This window comes from Eubacterium sp. 1001713B170207_170306_E7 (assembly GCF_015547515.1).
In the GTDB taxonomy this organism is placed as follows: Bacteria; Bacillota; Clostridia; order Eubacteriales; family Eubacteriaceae; genus Eubacterium.
Map to the genome: position 1 here is coordinate 22,623 of NZ_JADMVE010000010.1, position 17,206 is coordinate 39,828.

At 46.2% G+C, this 17,206-nt stretch carries 19 protein-coding genes; 5 read left to right on the forward strand and 14 right to left on the reverse strand.

Going from position 1 to position 17,206, the window contains the following annotated elements:
* Nucleotides 1–3: 3 nt before the first annotated feature.
* The 14 genes from I2B62_RS18605 to I2B62_RS18665 form a co-directional block, all read right to left on the reverse strand.
* Entirely contained in the window at nucleotides 4–1,974 is a 1,971-nt protein-coding gene (locus I2B62_RS18605; protein WP_195270531.1) for a C40 family peptidase, read from the reverse strand.
* 12 nt (nucleotides 1,975–1,986) lie between these two features.
* A complete protein-coding gene (locus tag I2B62_RS18610; RefSeq protein ID WP_195270532.1) occupies nucleotides 1,987–2,775 on the reverse strand; it encodes a DUF6674 family protein in 789 nt (262 codons plus the stop codon).
* Between the two features lie 18 nt (nucleotides 2,776–2,793).
* Entirely contained in the window at nucleotides 2,794–3,579 is a 786-nt protein-coding gene (locus I2B62_RS18615) for a hypothetical protein (protein WP_195270533.1), read from the reverse strand.
* On the reverse strand, nucleotides 3,569–5,986 hold the full coding sequence (locus tag I2B62_RS18620; RefSeq protein WP_195270534.1) for a VirB4-like conjugal transfer ATPase, CD1110 family: 2,418 nt from the start codon (nucleotides 5,984–5,986) through the stop codon (nucleotides 3,569–3,571). Before I2B62_RS18620 ends, I2B62_RS18615 begins: the two co-directional genes overlap by 11 nt.
* On the reverse strand, nucleotides 5,889–6,338 hold the full coding sequence (locus tag I2B62_RS18625; protein ID WP_195270535.1) for a PrgI family protein: 450 nt from the start codon (nucleotides 6,336–6,338) through the stop codon (nucleotides 5,889–5,891). Before I2B62_RS18625 ends, I2B62_RS18620 begins: the two co-directional genes overlap by 98 nt.
* Before the next feature lie 45 nt (nucleotides 6,339–6,383).
* Nucleotides 6,384–7,253 (reverse strand): VirB6/TrbL-like conjugal transfer protein, CD1112 family, encoded by an 870-nt coding sequence (locus tag I2B62_RS18630; RefSeq protein ID WP_195270536.1) that lies wholly within the window; start codon nucleotides 7,251–7,253, stop codon nucleotides 6,384–6,386.
* Between the two features lie 20 nt (nucleotides 7,254–7,273).
* A complete protein-coding gene (locus tag I2B62_RS18635) occupies nucleotides 7,274–7,486 on the reverse strand; it encodes a Maff2 family mobile element protein (protein WP_195270537.1) in 213 nt (70 codons plus the stop codon).
* A 159-nt stretch (nucleotides 7,487–7,645) separates the two neighbouring features.
* Nucleotides 7,646–9,403: a VirD4-like conjugal transfer protein, CD1115 family gene (locus I2B62_RS18640; protein ID WP_195270538.1), complete on the reverse strand. Its 1,758-nt coding sequence runs from the start codon at nucleotides 9,401–9,403 to the stop codon at nucleotides 7,646–7,648.
* The gene (locus I2B62_RS18645; RefSeq protein WP_195270539.1) at nucleotides 9,400–9,882 is read right to left on the reverse strand and encodes a PcfB family protein; all 483 of its coding nucleotides are present in this window, start codon (nucleotides 9,880–9,882) and stop codon (nucleotides 9,400–9,402) included. The genes I2B62_RS18640 and I2B62_RS18645 overlap by 4 nt, the downstream gene beginning before the upstream one ends.
* Before the next feature lie 92 nt (nucleotides 9,883–9,974).
* On the reverse strand, nucleotides 9,975–10,202 hold the full coding sequence (locus tag I2B62_RS18650; RefSeq protein ID WP_195270540.1) for a DUF5348 domain-containing protein: 228 nt from the start codon (nucleotides 10,200–10,202) through the stop codon (nucleotides 9,975–9,977).
* A gap of 22 nt (nucleotides 10,203–10,224) precedes the next feature.
* Nucleotides 10,225–11,163, reverse strand: a complete 939-nt coding sequence (locus I2B62_RS18655) for a DUF6017 domain-containing protein (RefSeq protein ID WP_195270541.1) — start codon at nucleotides 11,161–11,163, stop codon at nucleotides 10,225–10,227.
* 369 nt (nucleotides 11,164–11,532) lie between these two features.
* Nucleotides 11,533–12,396, reverse strand: coding sequence for a site-specific integrase (locus I2B62_RS18660; RefSeq protein WP_347707843.1), 864 nt, complete (start codon nucleotides 12,394–12,396; stop codon nucleotides 11,533–11,535).
* A gap of 3 nt (nucleotides 12,397–12,399) precedes the next feature.
* Complete coding sequence (locus I2B62_RS20830; protein ID WP_347707841.1) at nucleotides 12,400–12,600, reverse strand: Arm DNA-binding domain-containing protein; 201 nt, start codon at nucleotides 12,598–12,600, stop codon at nucleotides 12,400–12,402.
* Between the two features lie 106 nt (nucleotides 12,601–12,706).
* Nucleotides 12,707–13,237 carry a helix-turn-helix transcriptional regulator gene (locus tag I2B62_RS18665; RefSeq protein WP_195270542.1) on the reverse strand — a complete coding sequence of 177 codons (531 nt, stop codon included), beginning with the start codon at nucleotides 13,235–13,237 and terminating at the stop codon, nucleotides 12,707–12,709.
* 211 nt (nucleotides 13,238–13,448) lie between these two features.
* On the opposite strand from I2B62_RS18665, the gene I2B62_RS18670 reads away from it, so the two are divergent.
* The 5 genes from I2B62_RS18670 to I2B62_RS18690 all read left to right on the forward strand — a co-directional run bounded on the left by I2B62_RS18670 (nucleotide 13,449) and on the right by I2B62_RS18690 (nucleotide 17,110).
* Complete coding sequence (locus I2B62_RS18670) at nucleotides 13,449–13,643, forward strand: ICEBs1 excisionase (protein WP_195270543.1); 195 nt, start codon at nucleotides 13,449–13,451, stop codon at nucleotides 13,641–13,643.
* Between the two features lie 314 nt (nucleotides 13,644–13,957).
* Nucleotides 13,958–15,040 carry a phage/plasmid primase, P4 family gene (locus I2B62_RS18675; RefSeq protein WP_347707844.1) on the forward strand — a complete coding sequence of 361 codons (1,083 nt, stop codon included), beginning with the start codon at nucleotides 13,958–13,960 and terminating at the stop codon, nucleotides 15,038–15,040.
* Nucleotides 15,041–15,164: 124 nt separating this feature from the next.
* Nucleotides 15,165–15,398 (forward strand): complexin-2, encoded by a 234-nt coding sequence (locus I2B62_RS18680; protein ID WP_195270544.1) that lies wholly within the window; start codon nucleotides 15,165–15,167, stop codon nucleotides 15,396–15,398.
* 66 nt (nucleotides 15,399–15,464) lie between these two features.
* Nucleotides 15,465–15,803, forward strand: coding sequence for a plasmid mobilization relaxosome protein MobC (locus tag I2B62_RS18685; protein ID WP_195270545.1), 339 nt, complete (start codon nucleotides 15,465–15,467; stop codon nucleotides 15,801–15,803).
* A 107-nt stretch (nucleotides 15,804–15,910) separates the two neighbouring features.
* Nucleotides 15,911–17,110, forward strand: a complete 1,200-nt coding sequence (locus I2B62_RS18690) for a relaxase/mobilization nuclease domain-containing protein (protein WP_347707842.1) — start codon at nucleotides 15,911–15,913, stop codon at nucleotides 17,108–17,110.
* The last annotated feature ends 96 nt before the right edge of the window (nucleotides 17,111–17,206 follow it).

A 17,206-nucleotide genomic window follows, 5' to 3' on the forward strand; every position in this document is an offset into this window, starting at 1 on the left:
GTGTCATGGTAAACGCCCGTAGGCGTAAAAATGCTGTTGCCAGTAGGACGAATTGACGGAAGCGTAGGAAATGGGGTTTCCGCAGTGAATCATCATTCCGTTTCCGGCGTATATCCCTACATGGCTTACCGCCGAACCGCTGTCATATGTCCCGGTAAAAAAGATAATGTCCCCCGGCTTGGCTTCGCTTGGGGCTATGGGTGTGGTGTAGTTGAAAATCCCCTGTGCGGTTGTCCTGCCGATACTTCCCACGCCGGACTTGTTGATTACCCAGCAGACAAAGCCGGAACAGTCAAAAGACGTGGACGGAGAGCTTCCACCCCAGACGTAAGGGTAGCCTAAGTATTTTTCGGCTTCGCCTATCATGGCGGCAAAGTGTTCATCAGAGAGGGCTTCCGGCGGTATCTCATAGTCCGTGTATTCCCCGTTGCCGCTTGGGGTGTAGATGTTTTCCCCGAATACGTCCGGCTTGTTGCCTTTGGTTTCCATGTAGGTGTCAAACATTTCCTTTTGCTCCGGGGTAAGAAGCTCCCCGGCAAGGGCGGTCAGGTTCTTGTTTGTCAAGGTCACATGGAGAATGTAATACTCGTAAGGGACTTCTTCGCTTGTGGTGTTCCCGTCAGCGTCCGTGCTGGTTTCCGTCCGGTATCGGATTTCGATTTCTTCCCGCAGGGTAAGGGTGTACTGCAATTCAAAAAGTGCCTGCATTTCCGCCTGTGCTTCCTCTCTGGTGTAATCATAGAGCTTGGCGGTCAGATAGGACGCTAACGCAAAGGGGTCATGCCCGATTTCGTCAAGGTGGTAGCGGTACTCGTCATAGCCGGGATAGTCCCGCTCGATACGGTCAATCTTATTTTTCAGTTCTGTTTCTTTCGCCTTATAATCGTTTTCCACGTCCTGTATGTCCCTGTCCTCGGCAGTATAGGAAGTGCCTAAGATTGAGGACACGCCGCCCTGCAACATAGCAGAGCAGGAAGAAAGCCCGGTAAAGATCATCACAAGCAGGAGCAGGAACGCACCCACGGTCAGAATGGCTTTCCAGTGCCGGATAATAAAATCCGTAGTTTTCCTTGTGGCGTTCCCTGCCTGCTGTGCCATTTTCCGGGTGGATTTTGCGGTATCAGCGGCTTTTCCTGCCGCCTTTGCCTGCCTGCGTAAATCTTTTGTATACTGGCGTTTGATTTTCTGCTTCTGGTGGAAACGGGACAGGGGATTGCTCCCGATTTCCGGGTGTTCCTGCAAGGCTTTCCGGTAGAGATAGGTCGCATTGGCTTTCTGTGCGGCGGCTTCGGCTTTTGCGGCGTTCCGGTAGGGCTTTAGCTTGTGGCTCCGGTAGCCCTCTTTCAGTTTCCGCTTGGCATAGCCGCCCGCCTGTTCTGCCAGCTTCTCCGCCTTGTGTGTCCCCTCCACGCCGGAGTTTTCCTTTTCAACCTCATGGATTTTCCCATGTACGGCGGCTGTTACCTCCCGGATAGGACGGTCAGCGGGATTGTGCCGGAGCTTCCCGCTTGGGGGCTTGTCGGTTTCCTCAAAGTACAGCCGTACCTTTGCCCGCCCGGTGGCTTCATCAAATTTCCGGGCGGTTTTAAGGCGTTTCTGTTTGGGGATTTTGGATTGTGCCGCTCCCAGCTTATCCGCCGCCTTTTCAGACTTGCGGATATATCTTAAAAGCTCCGGGTCTGCCTGTTCTTCCTCGGAAAACTGCAACGGGGAGGTTTCCCGCTTTATGGTGTTATCTGCCTGCTTTGCGGCTTTCTTTGCTTTCCTCCGGCGTTTCTTTGCCTTATGCCGCCCCGCTTCAAGGGCGGCACGGTCAAGGGCTTTCCCGGTCAGTGTCCCGGCGGCGTCCCCGGAAAAATCGTCCGTTTCCCTCTGGCTTTTCCGGGTCTGCTCCCCGGTGGCAAGGTTGGTTTCCACCACGCCGTCACGGGTCATTTTCTGCGTGATTTTGTCCTTTGCCTTAAATTCCTGCATGGAAGCACCCCCTTATAGACTGGCTTCCTGTAACTTTTTCGGGGCTTCCGGCTTCTTAGCAGTTTCCGGCTTCTTGGCGGCTTTTAATTCCTCCCGGATAGAGGGCTTTTCTTTTCCCCGTACAGCCGCCCGTTCTAAGCGTTCCACCCGTGCGATAGCCTTTGACACGGATTTTTCCATTCCCTCCAAAGTGGCTTTATGTTTCTTTAGGGGCTTTGCAACAGCCGCAAGGACACCCTTATCCTCGTTGCGCTCTGTCAGCTCTTTGGTTCCTTTTCCGGTCAGCGCACGTCCTAAGTTCTTGGTATGCTCATTCAATGCGTGAAGTTCGCTCCCTATGGCGTTGATACGGTCAATGCTTTTCTGGGTGCTGGAAATGGAAGCCTGCAAGTCTGCTTTCATATCGGACAGCACGGTTTTGATACCCAGAAAATCCACGGCTTTGTTGAGGGCGGAAATGCCCTGCTGTTTCACGGCGGACAGGGCTTTCTTGATATTCTTTGAAATATCGGCTTTTAAGCCAGCCAGTTTTTCCTTTGCCTGTGATACATGGGACTGGGTATTTTCCACGTCTTTTATGGCGGCGGTCTTATAACCTCCGTCATGGAGATTGGAAAGCTGTCCCCGCACTTCGGTAAGCTCGGACAGAACTTTTTCATACTGCTTTTCCATTGTGGCAAGCTGGGAAAGCAGGGCGGACAGGTCGGCGGCTTCCTGCTTCTGCCCGTTTTCATTTAAGAGCTTAAAAAACTCTTTTAAATGGGGCTGTTCCCCGATAGGGACTTGTAAGGTTTCATTCATGGGGTCATTCTCCTTTCGTTACCCGTATTTCTGCGGGTTATGGTTGCATATGTCCCGGTTGAAACGGGGCGGCGGGATTTCTTTGTACTGCCTGTGTCCGGTGCGGACGGCAAAGCATAAGTCTTTATCTTTGGGGTAGGGAATGGCGGCATATTCCGGGTAGCAGTTTAAAACAGCCTGCGCTTTCCGGTTCAGCGGGTAGATATACCGAAACATTCGCCCGTTGATTTTCTCAATGCCTTTCATGGCGCAAAACTCATGGGTCAGCCAGTGCCGCTTTTTCACGCCGTCAAGGGCGGCGTTCTCGGCAAGGAGCGTCCCGGCACTTCTGGGGTGTATCTTTTCCCCTGTGGAGCTGTCCAGGTAAACGCTTGTGGTAAAACTCCCCAGATAACGGAAATTTGCCGCTTGGTACACATAGCCGCATTTCCCCATAATGCCGTCCGCAAGGGTATAAAGAAAAAGGCAGTCTGTATTTGCCCTAAGCCACCCGATAAGGGCGGACAGGGCAAGACTGCCAAAATACCCGTTGCCGTTCTGCTCCGGCAGGAAGCACATTTTCCCGATTTCCAGATAATCAGAGGTCAAAAGTCTGTGTCTGGGGAATATCTTCCGTATGGTCTGCAAAGGCTGTGTCCCCCAGCTTAACGCCACCACGCCGGACAGCTTCCCGCCCTCGTAAAAGCCTAAGTAATGGCGGTTCAGACGGGGAAGCACCTGCGAATAGTGGTAAGCCCGGATAAAGGGGACTGCCTGCTCCGGGGAAAGCTCCCGCACGATAAGGACTGGCTTTTCATGCTTCATTGGCAAGTTCCTCCGGGCGGGTTGTCATAATGCTGTAAAGCTCTGTGTCAGCAGGGAAGCGGTCTACAAAGGGCAGTATCACGTTCCCGTAAAAAATAAGCCCCTGTCCGGCTTCGGAATGGGTCACATAGGATAACTGCTGGTTGGAAATGCCTAACTGCTTGGCAAGTATCTGTCTGTCCCCGCCCGCTTGATTTAACATATAGATAAAGTCGCTGTTTTCAAAGATATTTTCGATTTCCCGGCTGGCAAGGAGATCCTTTACGTTCTGGGTTATGCCTGTGGGGATTCCGCCCCATTTTCTAAAACGCTTCCAGATTTCCACGGAATAGGCGGCAGTCTGTTCCTCTTTCAGTAGTAAATGAAATTCATCGCAATAGAACCATGTGTTAGCGTGAAGCTCCCGGTTCTCGGTCACACGCCCCCAGACTTGGTCTTGAATGATTAACATTCCCAGCTTTTTAAGCTGTTTCCCCAGCTCCTTGATGTCAAAGCAGACAAGGCGGTTATGAATGTCTATGTTGGTACGGTGGTTGAACACGTTTAAACTGCCGTGTACATACAGTTCCAGTGCGGCGGCTACCCTTGCGGCTTCTGTCTCCGGCTGTCTTTTGAGGGCATTGTGTAAATCTTCCAGTATCGGCATATTTGCCGGGACAGGGTCGGCAAGGTATTCCCGGTAGACTTCCCGCACGGCACGGTCAATGACGGTCTTTTCGACAGGCTCTAAGCCGCTTTTTCCGCCCACAATCAGCTCACATAGGGACAGGATAAAATCCGCCTTTAACGTCAGCGGGCTTTCGTCCTCGGAGTAATTGAGGTTCAAATCCATAGGGTTTACAAAGTCTTTGCTGGTGGGGGAGATTTTTACCACCTGCCCGCCCAGACGGTTGACAAGGGGTGCGTACTCCGCTTCCGGGTCGCATATCAAAATGCTGTCTTTCTTATCCGCCACAAGGAATACGTTTGTGATTTCCCTCTTTGCGGAAAAGCTCTTGCCGCTTCCCGGCGTTCCTAAAATCAGCCCGTTGGGGTTTTTTAACTTTTTGCGGTCAGCTAAAATCATGTTGTTACTAAGGGCGTTCAAGCCATAGTAGAGGGCTTCCCCGCTCTGGAAAAGCTCCTGCGTGGTAAAGGGGACAAAGATTGCCGTACTGCTGGTGGTAAGCCCCCGCTGTATGGGTATTTCATTCAGCCCCAGCGGCAGGGAGGACATAAGCCCCGCTTCCTGCTGGTAGTCCAGACGGACAAGGGAGCAGTTTGCTTTCTGCGCCACGCTTGCGGCTTGGAATATCTGGTTGTCAAGTGCCTGCTTATTGTCCGCAAGGTTTACCACAAGGAACGTGAGCAGGAACATACGCTCGTTGCGGCTCTGCAAGTCACGCAACAGGTCTTTGGCTTCCCCGCCGTAGGTGGCAAGGTCAGAGGGGATAATATCCATGTCATAGCCGGAACGGACAGCTTTCTTCTGTTCTTCAATCTTCATGCGGTCTAAGTCCGTGATTTTCCGCTTGATAGTCTTGATTGCTTCGCTCTGGTCGATACTGCGGATATGGAGATTGACAAGCAGGTGTCCGTCCACGTTGAGCAAGTCGGCAAGCAAGCGGTCATTGATTTCCGGCGCAAGTATCTGTAAGAACGATACCGCCCCGGTCAGCTTCCCCATGCCAAATGTCCGCCCGTTCTTGAAAGCAAATGAGGGCGGTGCGATAAAATCCTTTGTGGATAAACCGGACGGCGCAAGCCATTTCCAGTTGAATGAAAAGCGGCTGTCCCCCTCCGGGTGGAAAATCCCGTGAAGCACCTCTAAACGGTCTTTGCCGTCTAAGGGGCGGCTCTGTGAGCCTAAGATTTTCAAGTGGTTCAGTATGTCCGTTTCCAGCCGGGACAGGCGGGACTTTGCCGTTTTTATGTTGTCCGCTTCCAGCGTGAACGTAAGGTACTTTTTCTTGATAAGCCCGTTATTCCCCTTACTAAGCTGGTTCTGTAACATGGCGGCGTATTCCGCCCGCACATCGTCAAAGCCGTCCCCCTGCGGTGGGATAGCGATACTCTTTGAAAAATCCTCTTTTCCGGCGATACGGTTCACAAAGGTAAGCTGTAAGCCTATGGAGCTGTCAAGGGAGTTGTAGAAGTCGCATAAGGCTTCAAAGGTGGCGGTCTTATCGTCCGGCTGTGCAAGCTGGTAATTTACGTCAAAAAATTCAAGGCTTTTGGAATAGAGCTTATCCCTTACCCGGCAGATACCGTCCGGGTACATGGTTTCATAGGGAATGGTCTGCTGTGCGGAGTGCTTTTTCCCGTCCCCCTTAGCCTTTTGTATGAGGGCGGCTATCTGCTTTTTTTCCGCCCGTGACAGCTTTACCGCCTGCTTTGGCGGTCTGTCTTTGATAGCTTTTTTTGACAATGGCGTTTACCTCCTTTTTGAGTGTGTATTGTTTTTCCAGAACGGCGTAATAGTTTTCCGTCCGGTAAGGGCGTTCCTTTGGGGAAAGGAACAGGGTGCGTATCATGTTCCCGGCGATTACCTCTAGGGGCTGTCCGTGCTTCTCATACATGGCAAATAAGAAAAACGGGAGCATGGCAAGCACCATGAGGAATGTTGCTATGGTCTGGGGTACGCTGTCTTTAAGCAAAAAGAAAAGCGGCACTCCCACAAGAGCCGCCGCCCCGAAACACACAAGCTGGCGTTTCGTCAGATTGAACATGACTTTGGTTTTTACCCGTGTAAGGTCTTTGGGTACTGGCACATATGCCATTGAGAACCTCCTTTCTGCCCGGTCTGGGCGGTGTATGCCTGCCCTTTAGTGGGCGTGCAGGATTGATTTTGCAAGGCTTCCGGTCTTGAACAGGGAAAAGCAGAGTATCACGGTGTAGGCGGCAACGCTGAAAATAGCACTGTGCAGGTTGTCAGCGATAACCATTTCATTCACAAGCACGGCGTAAATGCCGACACATACCATGATGAAAAAGCCCTGTATTCCCAGAGCGAACAAGCCTTTTAGGTAGTTGCTTCCAATGCTTCCCCATTCCCGGTTTGTCATGGTGGCGAATGGGACAGGGGCAACGGAACAGGTCAGATATATTTCTATCATTCTGCCGTAGAGGATAACCGTTATCAGCACGGACATGATTTTCATGCACATACTCACAAGGGCGGTTTCCATGAGCAGTAACAGAAGTTCGGGGACTTCTAAGGTTTCCAGATTGGCAGTCATGCTTTCTAGGGTGCTTTCAATGTCAATCGCCGTGTCGGTGCTTATCACGCCCGCCGCCGCATTGACTAAATGCTGTCCCACGTCAAAGACCGCCATAGTAATGTCAAAGACGTGGGCAACAAGATAGACCGCCACCCACGCCTTGAAAAAGTATTTGAAGAACAGCCATGTATCAATGTCATGCAGGCTGTTCTTCTCCGTAACCATGCTGATAAGCTCATAGCAAAGCACATAGGTAATGATAAGCCCCGCTATGGGGAGAATGACGGATTGTGACAAGCTCTGTATCATGTTGAACACGCCGCCATTCCACCCCTGCGGGGTCTGTCCCGCCTGTGCCGCTATTGTGCCTACCTTTTCGTTTACGTCCCCGAACATATTTGATAAGTTCCCGTTAATCGCCCCGATCAACAGCTCCTTTAGCCATTCGTTTATGGCTTCAAATATGCTCTCCATAGGCTCTTATCCCCGGACAATTAAAACAGTCCTGCAAGCAGGGGAACTAAGGTTGTGCCAATGAGCGCAACGCCGCCGCCCGCCATTAACTGTTTCATGCCCTGCGATTTTGCGCCGGGGTTGTCGTTGCCGTAGCCCTCTAACAGATTGATAACGCCCCAGATACCTAAGCCAGCTCCCAGAGCGATTACAAGGGTCTGTAAAATGTCAACTGCGGAATTAAAAAATGCCATAAGATTTCCTCGCTTTCTGCCGCTTTTTGCGGCTTAAAAAATGTTTTTTGGTGGTTTGTTGCATAAAAATAACCGCCTGTGTGGGCGGCTGGTGCGTGACTTCGGCGGGGTCTGCCATTCATGCGTGTGGGGACAGATACAGCCACCACGGTCACGGGTTCAGACTTCGATTTCGTAAAGGTCAAAGGGTTCGTCCGGCTTGACAGCCGCCGGACGGCGTTTCAAGTATTTTTCCACGTCAAACGTGTTCTTCCTGTCATAGTCCGACAGGTACTTGTATCTGGGGTGCTTGGTAATGTCAAACTTGTCACTGAAAAACGGGCGTACGCCCCGCACCTGCAAGATACATTTCCCGCCGTCCATGACGGCTATTTCGTCTTGGCTCATCAGCTCCTTTCCTAGCTTTTGGTAGTTCATGCCGTGGGAAAGCTCCCGCCCTCTGGTTTCGGACGTATTGTATAAATCAATGGTTTCTTTCCCTAACAGCTCCGACATTTCCTTTAAGGTGGTTTTCTCTTTTCCGCCCAGAAACAGGGTGGTGTCGCAGTTGCCTACAATGGTGTCGGCGTTGTCTTTATAAATGGCTTTTAGCTGGCTCTGTGCCTGCAAGATAAGGCAGGCGGAGATTTCCCGGCTTCTAATAGTGGCAATCAGCTTTTCCAGCTTCGGTATCTGCCCGATATTTGCCACCTCGTCCAAAAGACAGCGGACGTGTACGGGAAGCCTGCCGCCGTAAACATCATCTGCCTTGTCACATAAAAGATTGAAAAGCTGGGTGTACATCATGGCAACAAGAAAATTAAAGGTATCGTCCGTGTCGGAGATTATGACAAAGAGGGCGGTTTTTCTGTCCCCCAGCGTGTCAAGCTCCAAATCGTCCGTTTCCATGAGTTCCCGCAGTTCCCGAATATCAAAGGGGGCTAACCTCGCCCCGCAGGAAATAAGGATTGATTTTGCGGTTTTTCCTGCCGCCAGCTTGTATTTCTTATACTGCTTTAGGGCAAAGTGTTCCGGGTCTTTTTCTTCCAGACGGTCAAACATAAGGTCAACCGGGTTCTTAAAATCCTCGTCATCTTCTCTGGCTTCGCTGGCGTTAATCATGTCAAGCAGGGTGGTAAAATTCTTTTCTTCTTCCGGGGCTTCGTAGAAGATATAGCCGATAAGGGCGGTGTAATAGAGTTTTTCCGCCTTTACCCAGAAGTCCTCGGAAGATTTTTCGCCCTCGCCTTTGGTGTTGGCTATGATTGTCTGTACCAGCTTTAAAATGTCCTTTTCGCTCCGCAGGTAGGCAAAGGGATTGTAGTGCATGGACTTCTTGAAATTGATTGTGTTCAGCACCTTAATTCGGTAGCCACCCTTTGCCAGCAGTTTTCCGCACTCAATCAATACTGTGCCTTTCGGGTCAGTCACTACATAGGAGCTGTGCATTTGCATTAAGTTTGGCTTTACGAAAAAGCGGGTTTTTCCACTTCCAGAACCACCGATTACCAGCACGTTTTTATTCCTTGCGTACTTGGGTGCTTTAGGGCGGCTGTTCATGGTAAGCCGTTCCGTCTGGGTCAGAATGACGTTGTTGTAAAAATCCGGGTCAATGTATGGTTCAATGTCCTTTGCATTTCCCCAGCGGGCAGAGCCATATTCCATGCCTTTCCGGTACTTCTTGGCGTTCTTGCCTTTGCAGTACACGGCAAACCGGATAAGGACAGCCCCGGCAACGCCGATAAGAAAATCCTGCCCGTTAAGGCTCGGCAGGGGGCTTTCAAAAGCAAGGGAAAAGCCCTGTGTAATATGCAGGAGCTTCCCGGAGAAATCCACGCCGGGGGAGAGCCGGAACGCTTCGGCGGCTTTCATAAAAAGCCACACAAAGAGTAGATACGGGGCATTTAGGATAAGCTGTTTTTTGATGTTTGGTTTCATAATTCCCGCCCCCTGTCTTTATTCTTGACTTTCTCCCGGCTGGCGTTTAACTGCTTCGCTTTGTCCTTAAAGGCGGCAAGAGCCTTTCGGATTGACGGCTTTTTTGCCTGCTTTAACTGCTTGGCGGAAAATTCCCGGAACGCTTCGGTCATAACGTCCACGTCCCGCCCCTTGAAAAATACCAGATAGCGGGGCGGGTTCTCGCCCTTGACTTTTTGCAGGCTGAAATCCAGCCCGTATTTCTTGGCAACAGGCTCAAAGGCTTTAATGTTAGCGTCTGTAATCTCCATGCTGGAAACACCCGTGTTCTGCTTCATAAGCTGTTTTAAGGTCTGTTTCCCCTTGTATTCCACGGGCGTTCCCAACTGTTTTTTTGCGTTTGACAGGAATTTCCTAAGAGCCTTCTGCAACAGCTCCGCCGTCAGCTTCCCGCCACGGATTGAAAAAGCAACTACTTTTTCGTTTATCTGTTCTTCCATGTGTCGTTGTTCCTCCTTTCATGGGATAGGGCAGGACAGGCGGCGGGCGGGCATGAAAAAAGGGACAGCCGCTTTTCCCGGTTGCCCCTGTGTTACCTGTCATGCCGCCGTACCCGTAAGCCGTCCAGCTTATCCGTTTTGATACCGACAAGATACCATTCCTGTTCACAATTCATTTCAATGCGGGTCGGCTTCCATTTGCCGCCTGCGAATACGTCAAAACATTCCCCGCAGTGCAGACCACCGTAAAAATCGTTCAGTCCAAAGCGTATGTCATAGCGTTCCGTTTCCGGGTCATAAATCAATGCTCCCTGTTTCATGGTGTGTGTCCTCCTTTTTTGTTTACAGGCTTTCGCCCTCGTTGCAGGAATAATAGTCCGGGTCGCCGTATTGGGGCTTTTTAGGGGCAAACGCCCCGCTTGCCATATCGTGAGCCACAAGGGAAGTGTAATAGCTGTCTATGGTATTGGGTGCGTTAAACAGCACCGCAAGCAGGTATTTCTTAATGTTGCGTATCTTAGTGGTGTTCTGGCGCATACAGTCAAGAACAAACTGGATATGGCTGTTATTCAGCTTCATAAACTTGCCCTTTACCAGCTCCGCCGGGTAATCGTCCCCGGCTATGCGTATCACTTTTCTGCGGGTGCAGACGGTTTCCAGCATGAGGGACACAATCTCGTCAATCCTGCCTTTGTCATAGCGTTGATCCTGTACCAGATAGTCATACTCGATATTGTCCTTTATGACTTCTTCATAAGCCCTTACAGCGTCCATGCTGGTATATCCGTTTCCTTTCCGTTCTGGCGGTGTAGCCGCTTCCCTCTGGAAAGGGGTGGAAAGGATAGGAATGGAATCGGTATTTAATAAATCGGTATTTGATAATTCTTTAGTTGATAGTTCTTTATTTAATTGCGTTGGATTTTCCTGTGTAGGGTTTTCCAATGTTGGATTTTCCAATGTAGGTTTTGCCTGTGTTGGATTTTCCAATATAGGCAGTTCATGTATCACATAGTCTGTCCCTGCAAGCTGTCCGTTTTCATTTCTCGCTCTGGCACGGGTTACATAGCCAGCCCGTTCCAGTTCCCGGACAGCTTCCCGGATAGCGTCTATGCCCTCCCGGTTGATACTGGACAATCCCTTTAGGGTGTAGTCCCATTCTTCCGGCAGGGACAGCATTTGAGAAAGAAGCCCCTTTGCCTTTAAGGTCAGGCTGGGGTTTCTTAGGTGGTGGTTTGACATAACCGTGTAGCCTTTGGTTTTCTCCACCCGGAATACTGCCACGTTATCAGCTCCTTTCTGGTTTGGGGGTAAAAAAATAGACGCTCATGTGTAAGCGTCTATCTGGAAAATGATATTGAGTTTTAAGGTTGGGTCAAACAAAATTGATTGAACTTCATTGCATTTTTTTTGCATTATTTTTCATTTTTATATGGTTTTATAGTTGCTTTTCCTTTCTGAAAATGTCGTAAAATCAACGATTTTTGCTTATATGCTTTACTGTCTGTCTGGAGTGGGAATAACTATTAATTCCTCACAAACCCTTGATATTAGAGGGTTTGTGAGGTTTTTCTTTTCCTACTGGCTACAAAATAGCTACATTTATATTTTTTGCTTATTCTAAATCTTGGCTACATACTAAAATATACAGTCTTATAAATTATCCAACCTATCTGCTACTTCCGCTTGCTTACTAGGATAAAGATGCCTGTATGTATTCAGTGTGGTTTCCACCTTTTCATGCCCCAGCCTGTCAGCGATTAGCAAAGGCGAAAAACCTAACTCAATCAGAAGTGATGCGTGGCTGTGTCGGCAATCGTGCACCCTTATGCGTTTCACTCCACACTCCGCACAGCCTTTGGTAATTTCCTTTGCCATAAAGCTTTTGGAAACAGGAAATATCCTGTCGTTCTTTTTCAGCTCATACATCATGGATAGGTAAGTTTCCAAACACTCTACAAGAAGTTTTGGTATCGTCACCACACGGTTGCTCTTAGGCGTTTTTGGTGTGGATATAATATCCTTACCGTTCAGCCTTTGAAATGACTTATTTATAGTGATAGTAGCCTTTTCAAAGTCAACATCAGCCTTTGTAAGAGCTGTCAGTTCGCCGATACGCATACCCGTATAGTACAGCGTCATAAAAGCGGCATAGATTTGGTAGTTATCTTCCTTTGTTTTAATAAAGGTGTCAAACTCTGCTTTTGTCCAAAACTCCATTTCATCTGCGTGCTTTTTACCCATGCTACCTGCCTTGTGGCAGGGATTTTCTTTCAGCGAGTAAAACTTCACAGCGTAGTTGAAAATAGCGGTCAGTTGGTTGTTAATGGTCTTTAAATAGGTTTGACTATATGGCTTGCCTTTTTCATCACGATAAGCGGTAAGCCCATTTTGCCATTTGCGAACATCCGTGGGCGAGATTTGGCTCATCGGCATTTTTGAGAACACAGGGGTAATCTTGGTGTCCACCATAAACTGTTTACCGGACAAAGTAGTTTCCTTTAATCGGTGTAAAATATCCTAAAAATATAATGCAATGAAATCACCAAACAATATACCCACATCGGCAGTATATTGTAGCTTGATTTGATTTTCCCATTCCCAACCTTCTTTTTTGGTTTGGAACCCTCTTTTCTTTTTGTGGATGACGTTCCCTTGCCAGTCCTCTACACGAACTTGGGACATCCATTTTCCTGTTTTTGCATCTTTGGTTACAGACATAAAATCCTCACTTTCTGTACCCCACCGATGCCCTTTATAGTGCTATTTACTATTCATCATCAGATGAATAATCAAAATCCATAGGTACACTTACAGTTTTAACAGTTTATTTTTCTTCCTGCTCTTTTGCAAGTGTATCTGCTGTAATGGTGTATGCTAAAGTTTGGTCTTTCCAACGTGTATATGACTGTGATGGATTTTGTAAATCTTCATCTTTTCTGCGTTCTTTCCAATCTTCGAGGAAAAGACACATATCAGCATTTAGATCAAAATTCTTATCCTTACCGTCAAACACAATGGAACATTCCCATTTGTCGTGCTTTGGCGGTCTTTTTACTTCAATTCTAAAGCCTAAATCAGCCATTTCCTCTAGCTTGAACATGGTTTCAAAAACGTTTAAATAGCCTGTCAGTGGGGTGTCGTCTTGTTGATATCCAAGTAAATAGGTTGCGGTGGTGTCGAGCTTCTTTGCAATATCATTAATGTTTGCAAGTGAAATTTCGATGTCACCGTTTTCGTATTTTTGTACGGTACGCAAAGACTTACCCAGAAGAGTGGCTAGTTCTGTCTGATTAAGGTTCTTTTCTTTACGCAAGGCTCTCAGCCTTGCTCCTATAGATTTATCATAATTTTGCATATCATTCACCTCGTTCACAGTATAGCACAACACAATATGTACTGTTAATGCACAATTTATAAAAATACTATTGATAAACGAATTACAAGTATGTATAAACTAAATATAAACTAAAAGTACATATTTAGTTTAATAATTAAAAAATACGCAAATTACTGCACTATAGATACTCATAATGCTATATTCACAACAAGATAAGGAGGAAAACGATATGAACACACAGTACATAACAGCAGAGCAAATACAAACAGTCCTCGGAGTAGGCAGAACAAAAGCATACGCCATTGTGCGTAAATTAAATACCGAACTTACCGATATGGGCTATATTACTATAGCAGGCAAATGTCCTTTGGAGTATTTCAAGAAAAAGTATTACGGTTTTGACCCCGAGAGGGTGAGAGCCTAATGGATAAGGCAAATGTAATTGCTATTTTCGAGCAGTTACACATTGAAAGCAACAAAAGCTTTCCGCTGCACGATATGGGAATTTCACAACTATTTTATGAGATATTTCAAGGATTGATATGCTATGTTTTAGAGTCAAAGTGTTGGTATATCTTTGACAGCAAACGGTGGGTAAAGGATGTGCAATAACTAAAAATCATGGAATGTTGTAAAATCTTCACTTATGCTCTAGCCGATTATGGAAGCCGGTTGCAGGATGAAAAGATTATCAAGCTTGCAGGTTCTCTTTGTAATATTAAAAGGTGAGAAAATATCATCAAGCATTGCACATCTATCAACCCCAAAAGCCTTGCAGAGTTTGATGCAGAAAAACTGCTATTTAACTGCCGAAACGGTACTTTAGATTTAAAAAGGAAAAAGTTTACCCCTCATTCTTCAAAGTATCTCATTACCCACCTATCTAATGTCATTTATGACGAAAACGCAAAATGTAGCAGATGGCTAGAGTTTGTAAGCGAGATTATGCAGGACGATGCGGAAAGCATACGGTTTTTACAAAAGGCTTTTGGATATGCCCTAACAGGCAACACCAACCTTGAATGCTTCTTTATCTTTTACGGCAGTACCACAAGAAACGGTAAATCCACCTGCTGTGAAACCATTTCCCATATTTTTGGAGATTACGCAAACAATGTGCAACCAGAAACCATCGGGCGAAACAACAAAACAGGCTCGTCTCCTACCCCTGATATAGCGAGACTTAAAGGTGCAAGGCTCGTTATAATGCCTGAACCGGAAAGAGGATTAGAACTCAATGTGTCGCTGATTAAACAGCTTACAGGCGGAGATAAGTACACAGGACGCTTTCTGCATGAAAACCCTATTGAGTTTACACCGGAGTTTAAAATCATCATCAACACCAATCACAGACCACGCATTAACGATGATACCGTATTTTCTAGTGACAGGGTAAAGCTGCTGCCCTTTGAGAGGCATTTCAACCCAGAGGAACAGGAAACAGGCTTAAAGGAACTATTTCGTGAAGAAAACAATATGTCGGCAATACTTAACTGGATTATCGAAAGGTACTATCTATTACAAGCTGAGGGGCTAAATCAACCACAGAAAATGACAGAGGTGGTAAACGAATATCGAGAGGAAAGCGACATTTTTGGAACATTTCTAAATGAAAATTTGTGCCAAGCGGATGGCTACCGACTGGCAATAAGTAAGCTCTATGAACGATACCGAGAATGGTCTACCGAAAATGGGTATCATGCCTTAAACAGCAAAAACTTTGTGGGCGAACTTAGAAAACGCTACATCATCAAACGCAATGGCACAAGGGGAAATGAGGTTTTAGATGTAGATTTACTTCCAAAAGATTTTCCTTGGTAGTGTACCTAGTGCATACACCTTTTGCTTAAATCAAAAACGGTTTCCTATAAGGGTAAAATATTTGTGCTGTCACGCACCTCACTGAAAACACTTATATTTTGATAAAGATAGGATTGGATAAGATATGAAAAGCGTACAAATACCGGAAGAACTTTTTGTTCAGCTCATAAAATATCATCTTTGCGAGGATGATTTATGGGAAGAAGAAATCAAAACAGGTTTAGAGCGAAAAATGGAAAACATCATCAACCGCATTACCTACACAGATTACAAAACAGCCCCTACCGAGGAAGAACGAGAAAATGCAAGGCAGAAATATTTAGACCGCAAGGGGTATCGGGAAAGCTTTAGGTGGTGATTTTCCTTAATTGCAGTGACAAGGGCGTGCAACGCTCCTGTTATTTGCCGACAGAAAGGAGACTATATGGCAGAACAACGAAACAAGGGAATATACATTAAATTTACGCAGCATGAACTAAAGCTATTAAAGCAAAAGATGAATAATGCCAACATTAAAAACCGCAGCGGATTTATTCGCAAAATGGCGATTGACGGCTATGTAATACAGCTTGATATAAAAGAGCTAAAAGAAATATCAAGGCTACTTGGTATCACTGCCAACAATGTTAATCAGCTTGCAAAGATGGCGAATAGCACAGGTAATGTTTATGTACAGGATATTGAGGGGTTAGATAGCAATTTAAAGGGAATCAGAGTGCTATTTGGCGAAATACTCACGCAATTATCGGGGATTAGTGGGTAAAAATATGGCAACTACAAGATTAATGCCACTGCACACAGGCAAGGGCAAAACCATAGTATCGGCACTTGGTAGAAGTATCGACTATGTAGAAAATCCAAATAAGACCGATGATGGCGAGCTTATATCTTCCTACGCTTGCGATCCGCTTATTGCAGAGCAAGAGTAAAAGCCAATATACAAGCATTACAGGCAGAACACAAGGCGATAAAGACGTAATTGCCTATCATCTAAGGCAAAGCTTTAAACCAAATGAAATTGCCCCACAGACAGCAAATAAAAACGGCTATGACCTTGCCATGTCATTAACCAAAGGGAAGCACGCTTTTATCGTTTGTACCCATATTGATAAACAACATATTCACTCGCATATTATCTTTAATTCCACTGACTTGGATTGTAACAAAAAGTTTCGCAACTTTTGGGGTAGCAGCTTTGCAATAAGAAAAATATCCGACAAGCTGTGTCTTGAAAACGGACTGTCTATTATTGAAAATCCTAAGTCGTCTAAAGGGCATTATGGGGATTGGCTAGGCGACAGGAAACCCCTTACCTATTCGGATAAAATGCGTCAAGTAATAGATGATGCGTTGTCACAAAAGCCCATAGATTTTAATAGCTTTCTTTTTGAAATGCAAAGTGCAGGTTATGAGATTAAAACAGGAAAACATCTTGCTTTTAAAGGTAAAGAGCAAAAGAAGTTTATCCGTTTAAAATTTCTTGGTAATGGGTATTCAGAAGATGAAATTAAAGCGGTTATCAGTGTGAAATCAGCACATAAATCAAAACCACAAAGGCAAGAAAAAGCAGTCGATATGTTTGTGGATATTCAGGCAAAATTGCAACAAGGTAAGGGAGCAGGATATGATCAGTGGGCTAAGGTTTTCAACCTAAAACAGATGGCACAAAGCATAAATTATTTAAAAGAAAATAACCTTTTGGATTATGAAAAGCTGTCTGTCAAAGCTGATGAAATTACAAGTGAATTTGATATAGTATCGGCAGAAATTAAGACAACGGAAAAGCAGCTTAGTGAAATAAAAGAGCTGAAAAATAATATCATCAACTACATGAAAACCAAAGATACCTATGCTGAATATAAACAGTCCGGTCATTCAAAAAAGGTGTATGCAAAATATGAGGGTGAACTGATTTTACATAAAGCTGCAAAGGCACATTTTGATAAATTGAAACTGCAAAAGCTACCGTCAATCAAGTCACTTCAAACACAGGAACAACTGCTATTCATCGATAAAAGCCATGCTTATACTATGTATAAAAAAGCAAAAAAGATATGCAGGAAATCGTAACCATAAAGGCAAATGTTGAGTCGATTTTAAACATTAAACCACCTAAAAGAGCACAAGAAAAAACACAGGAAGCAAGGTAACTTCCTGTGTTTTTTA

Coding starts and splice junctions, on each gene's coding strand:
- I2B62_RS18605 (WP_195270531.1), bottom strand. CDS start 1,974: ATGCAGGAATTTAAGGCAAAGGACAAAATCACGCAGAAAATGACCCGT.
- I2B62_RS18610 (WP_195270532.1), bottom strand. CDS start 2,775: ATGAATGAAACCTTACAAGTCCCTATCGGGGAACAGCCCCATTTAAAA.
- I2B62_RS18615 (WP_195270533.1), bottom strand. CDS start 3,579: ATGAAGCATGAAAAGCCAGTCCTTATCGTGCGGGAGCTTTCCCCGGAG.
- I2B62_RS18625 (WP_195270535.1), bottom strand. CDS start 6,338: ATGGCATATGTGCCAGTACCCAAAGACCTTACACGGGTAAAAACCAAA.
- I2B62_RS18630 (WP_195270536.1), bottom strand. CDS start 7,253: ATGGAGAGCATATTTGAAGCCATAAACGAATGGCTAAAGGAGCTGTTG.
- I2B62_RS18635 (WP_195270537.1), bottom strand. CDS start 7,486: ATGGCATTTTTTAATTCCGCAGTTGACATTTTACAGACCCTTGTAATC.
- I2B62_RS18640 (WP_195270538.1), bottom strand. CDS start 9,403: ATGAAACCAAACATCAAAAAACAGCTTATCCTAAATGCCCCGTATCTA.
- I2B62_RS18645 (WP_195270539.1), bottom strand. CDS start 9,882: ATGGAAGAACAGATAAACGAAAAAGTAGTTGCTTTTTCAATCCGTGGC.
- I2B62_RS18650 (WP_195270540.1), bottom strand. CDS start 10,202: ATGAAACAGGGAGCATTGATTTATGACCCGGAAACGGAACGCTATGAC.
- I2B62_RS20830 (WP_347707841.1), bottom strand. CDS start 12,600: ATGTCTGTAACCAAAGATGCAAAAACAGGAAAATGGATGTCCCAAGTT.
- I2B62_RS18665 (WP_195270542.1), bottom strand. CDS start 13,237: ATGCAAAATTATGATAAATCTATAGGAGCAAGGCTGAGAGCCTTGCGT.
- I2B62_RS18670 (WP_195270543.1), top strand. CDS start 13,449: ATGAACACACAGTACATAACAGCAGAGCAAATACAAACAGTCCTCGGA.
- I2B62_RS18680 (WP_195270544.1), top strand. CDS start 15,165: ATGAAAAGCGTACAAATACCGGAAGAACTTTTTGTTCAGCTCATAAAA.
- I2B62_RS18685 (WP_195270545.1), top strand. CDS start 15,465: ATGGCAGAACAACGAAACAAGGGAATATACATTAAATTTACGCAGCAT.
- I2B62_RS18690 (WP_347707842.1), top strand. CDS start 15,911: ATGATGGCGAGCTTATATCTTCCTACGCTTGCGATCCGCTTATTGCAG.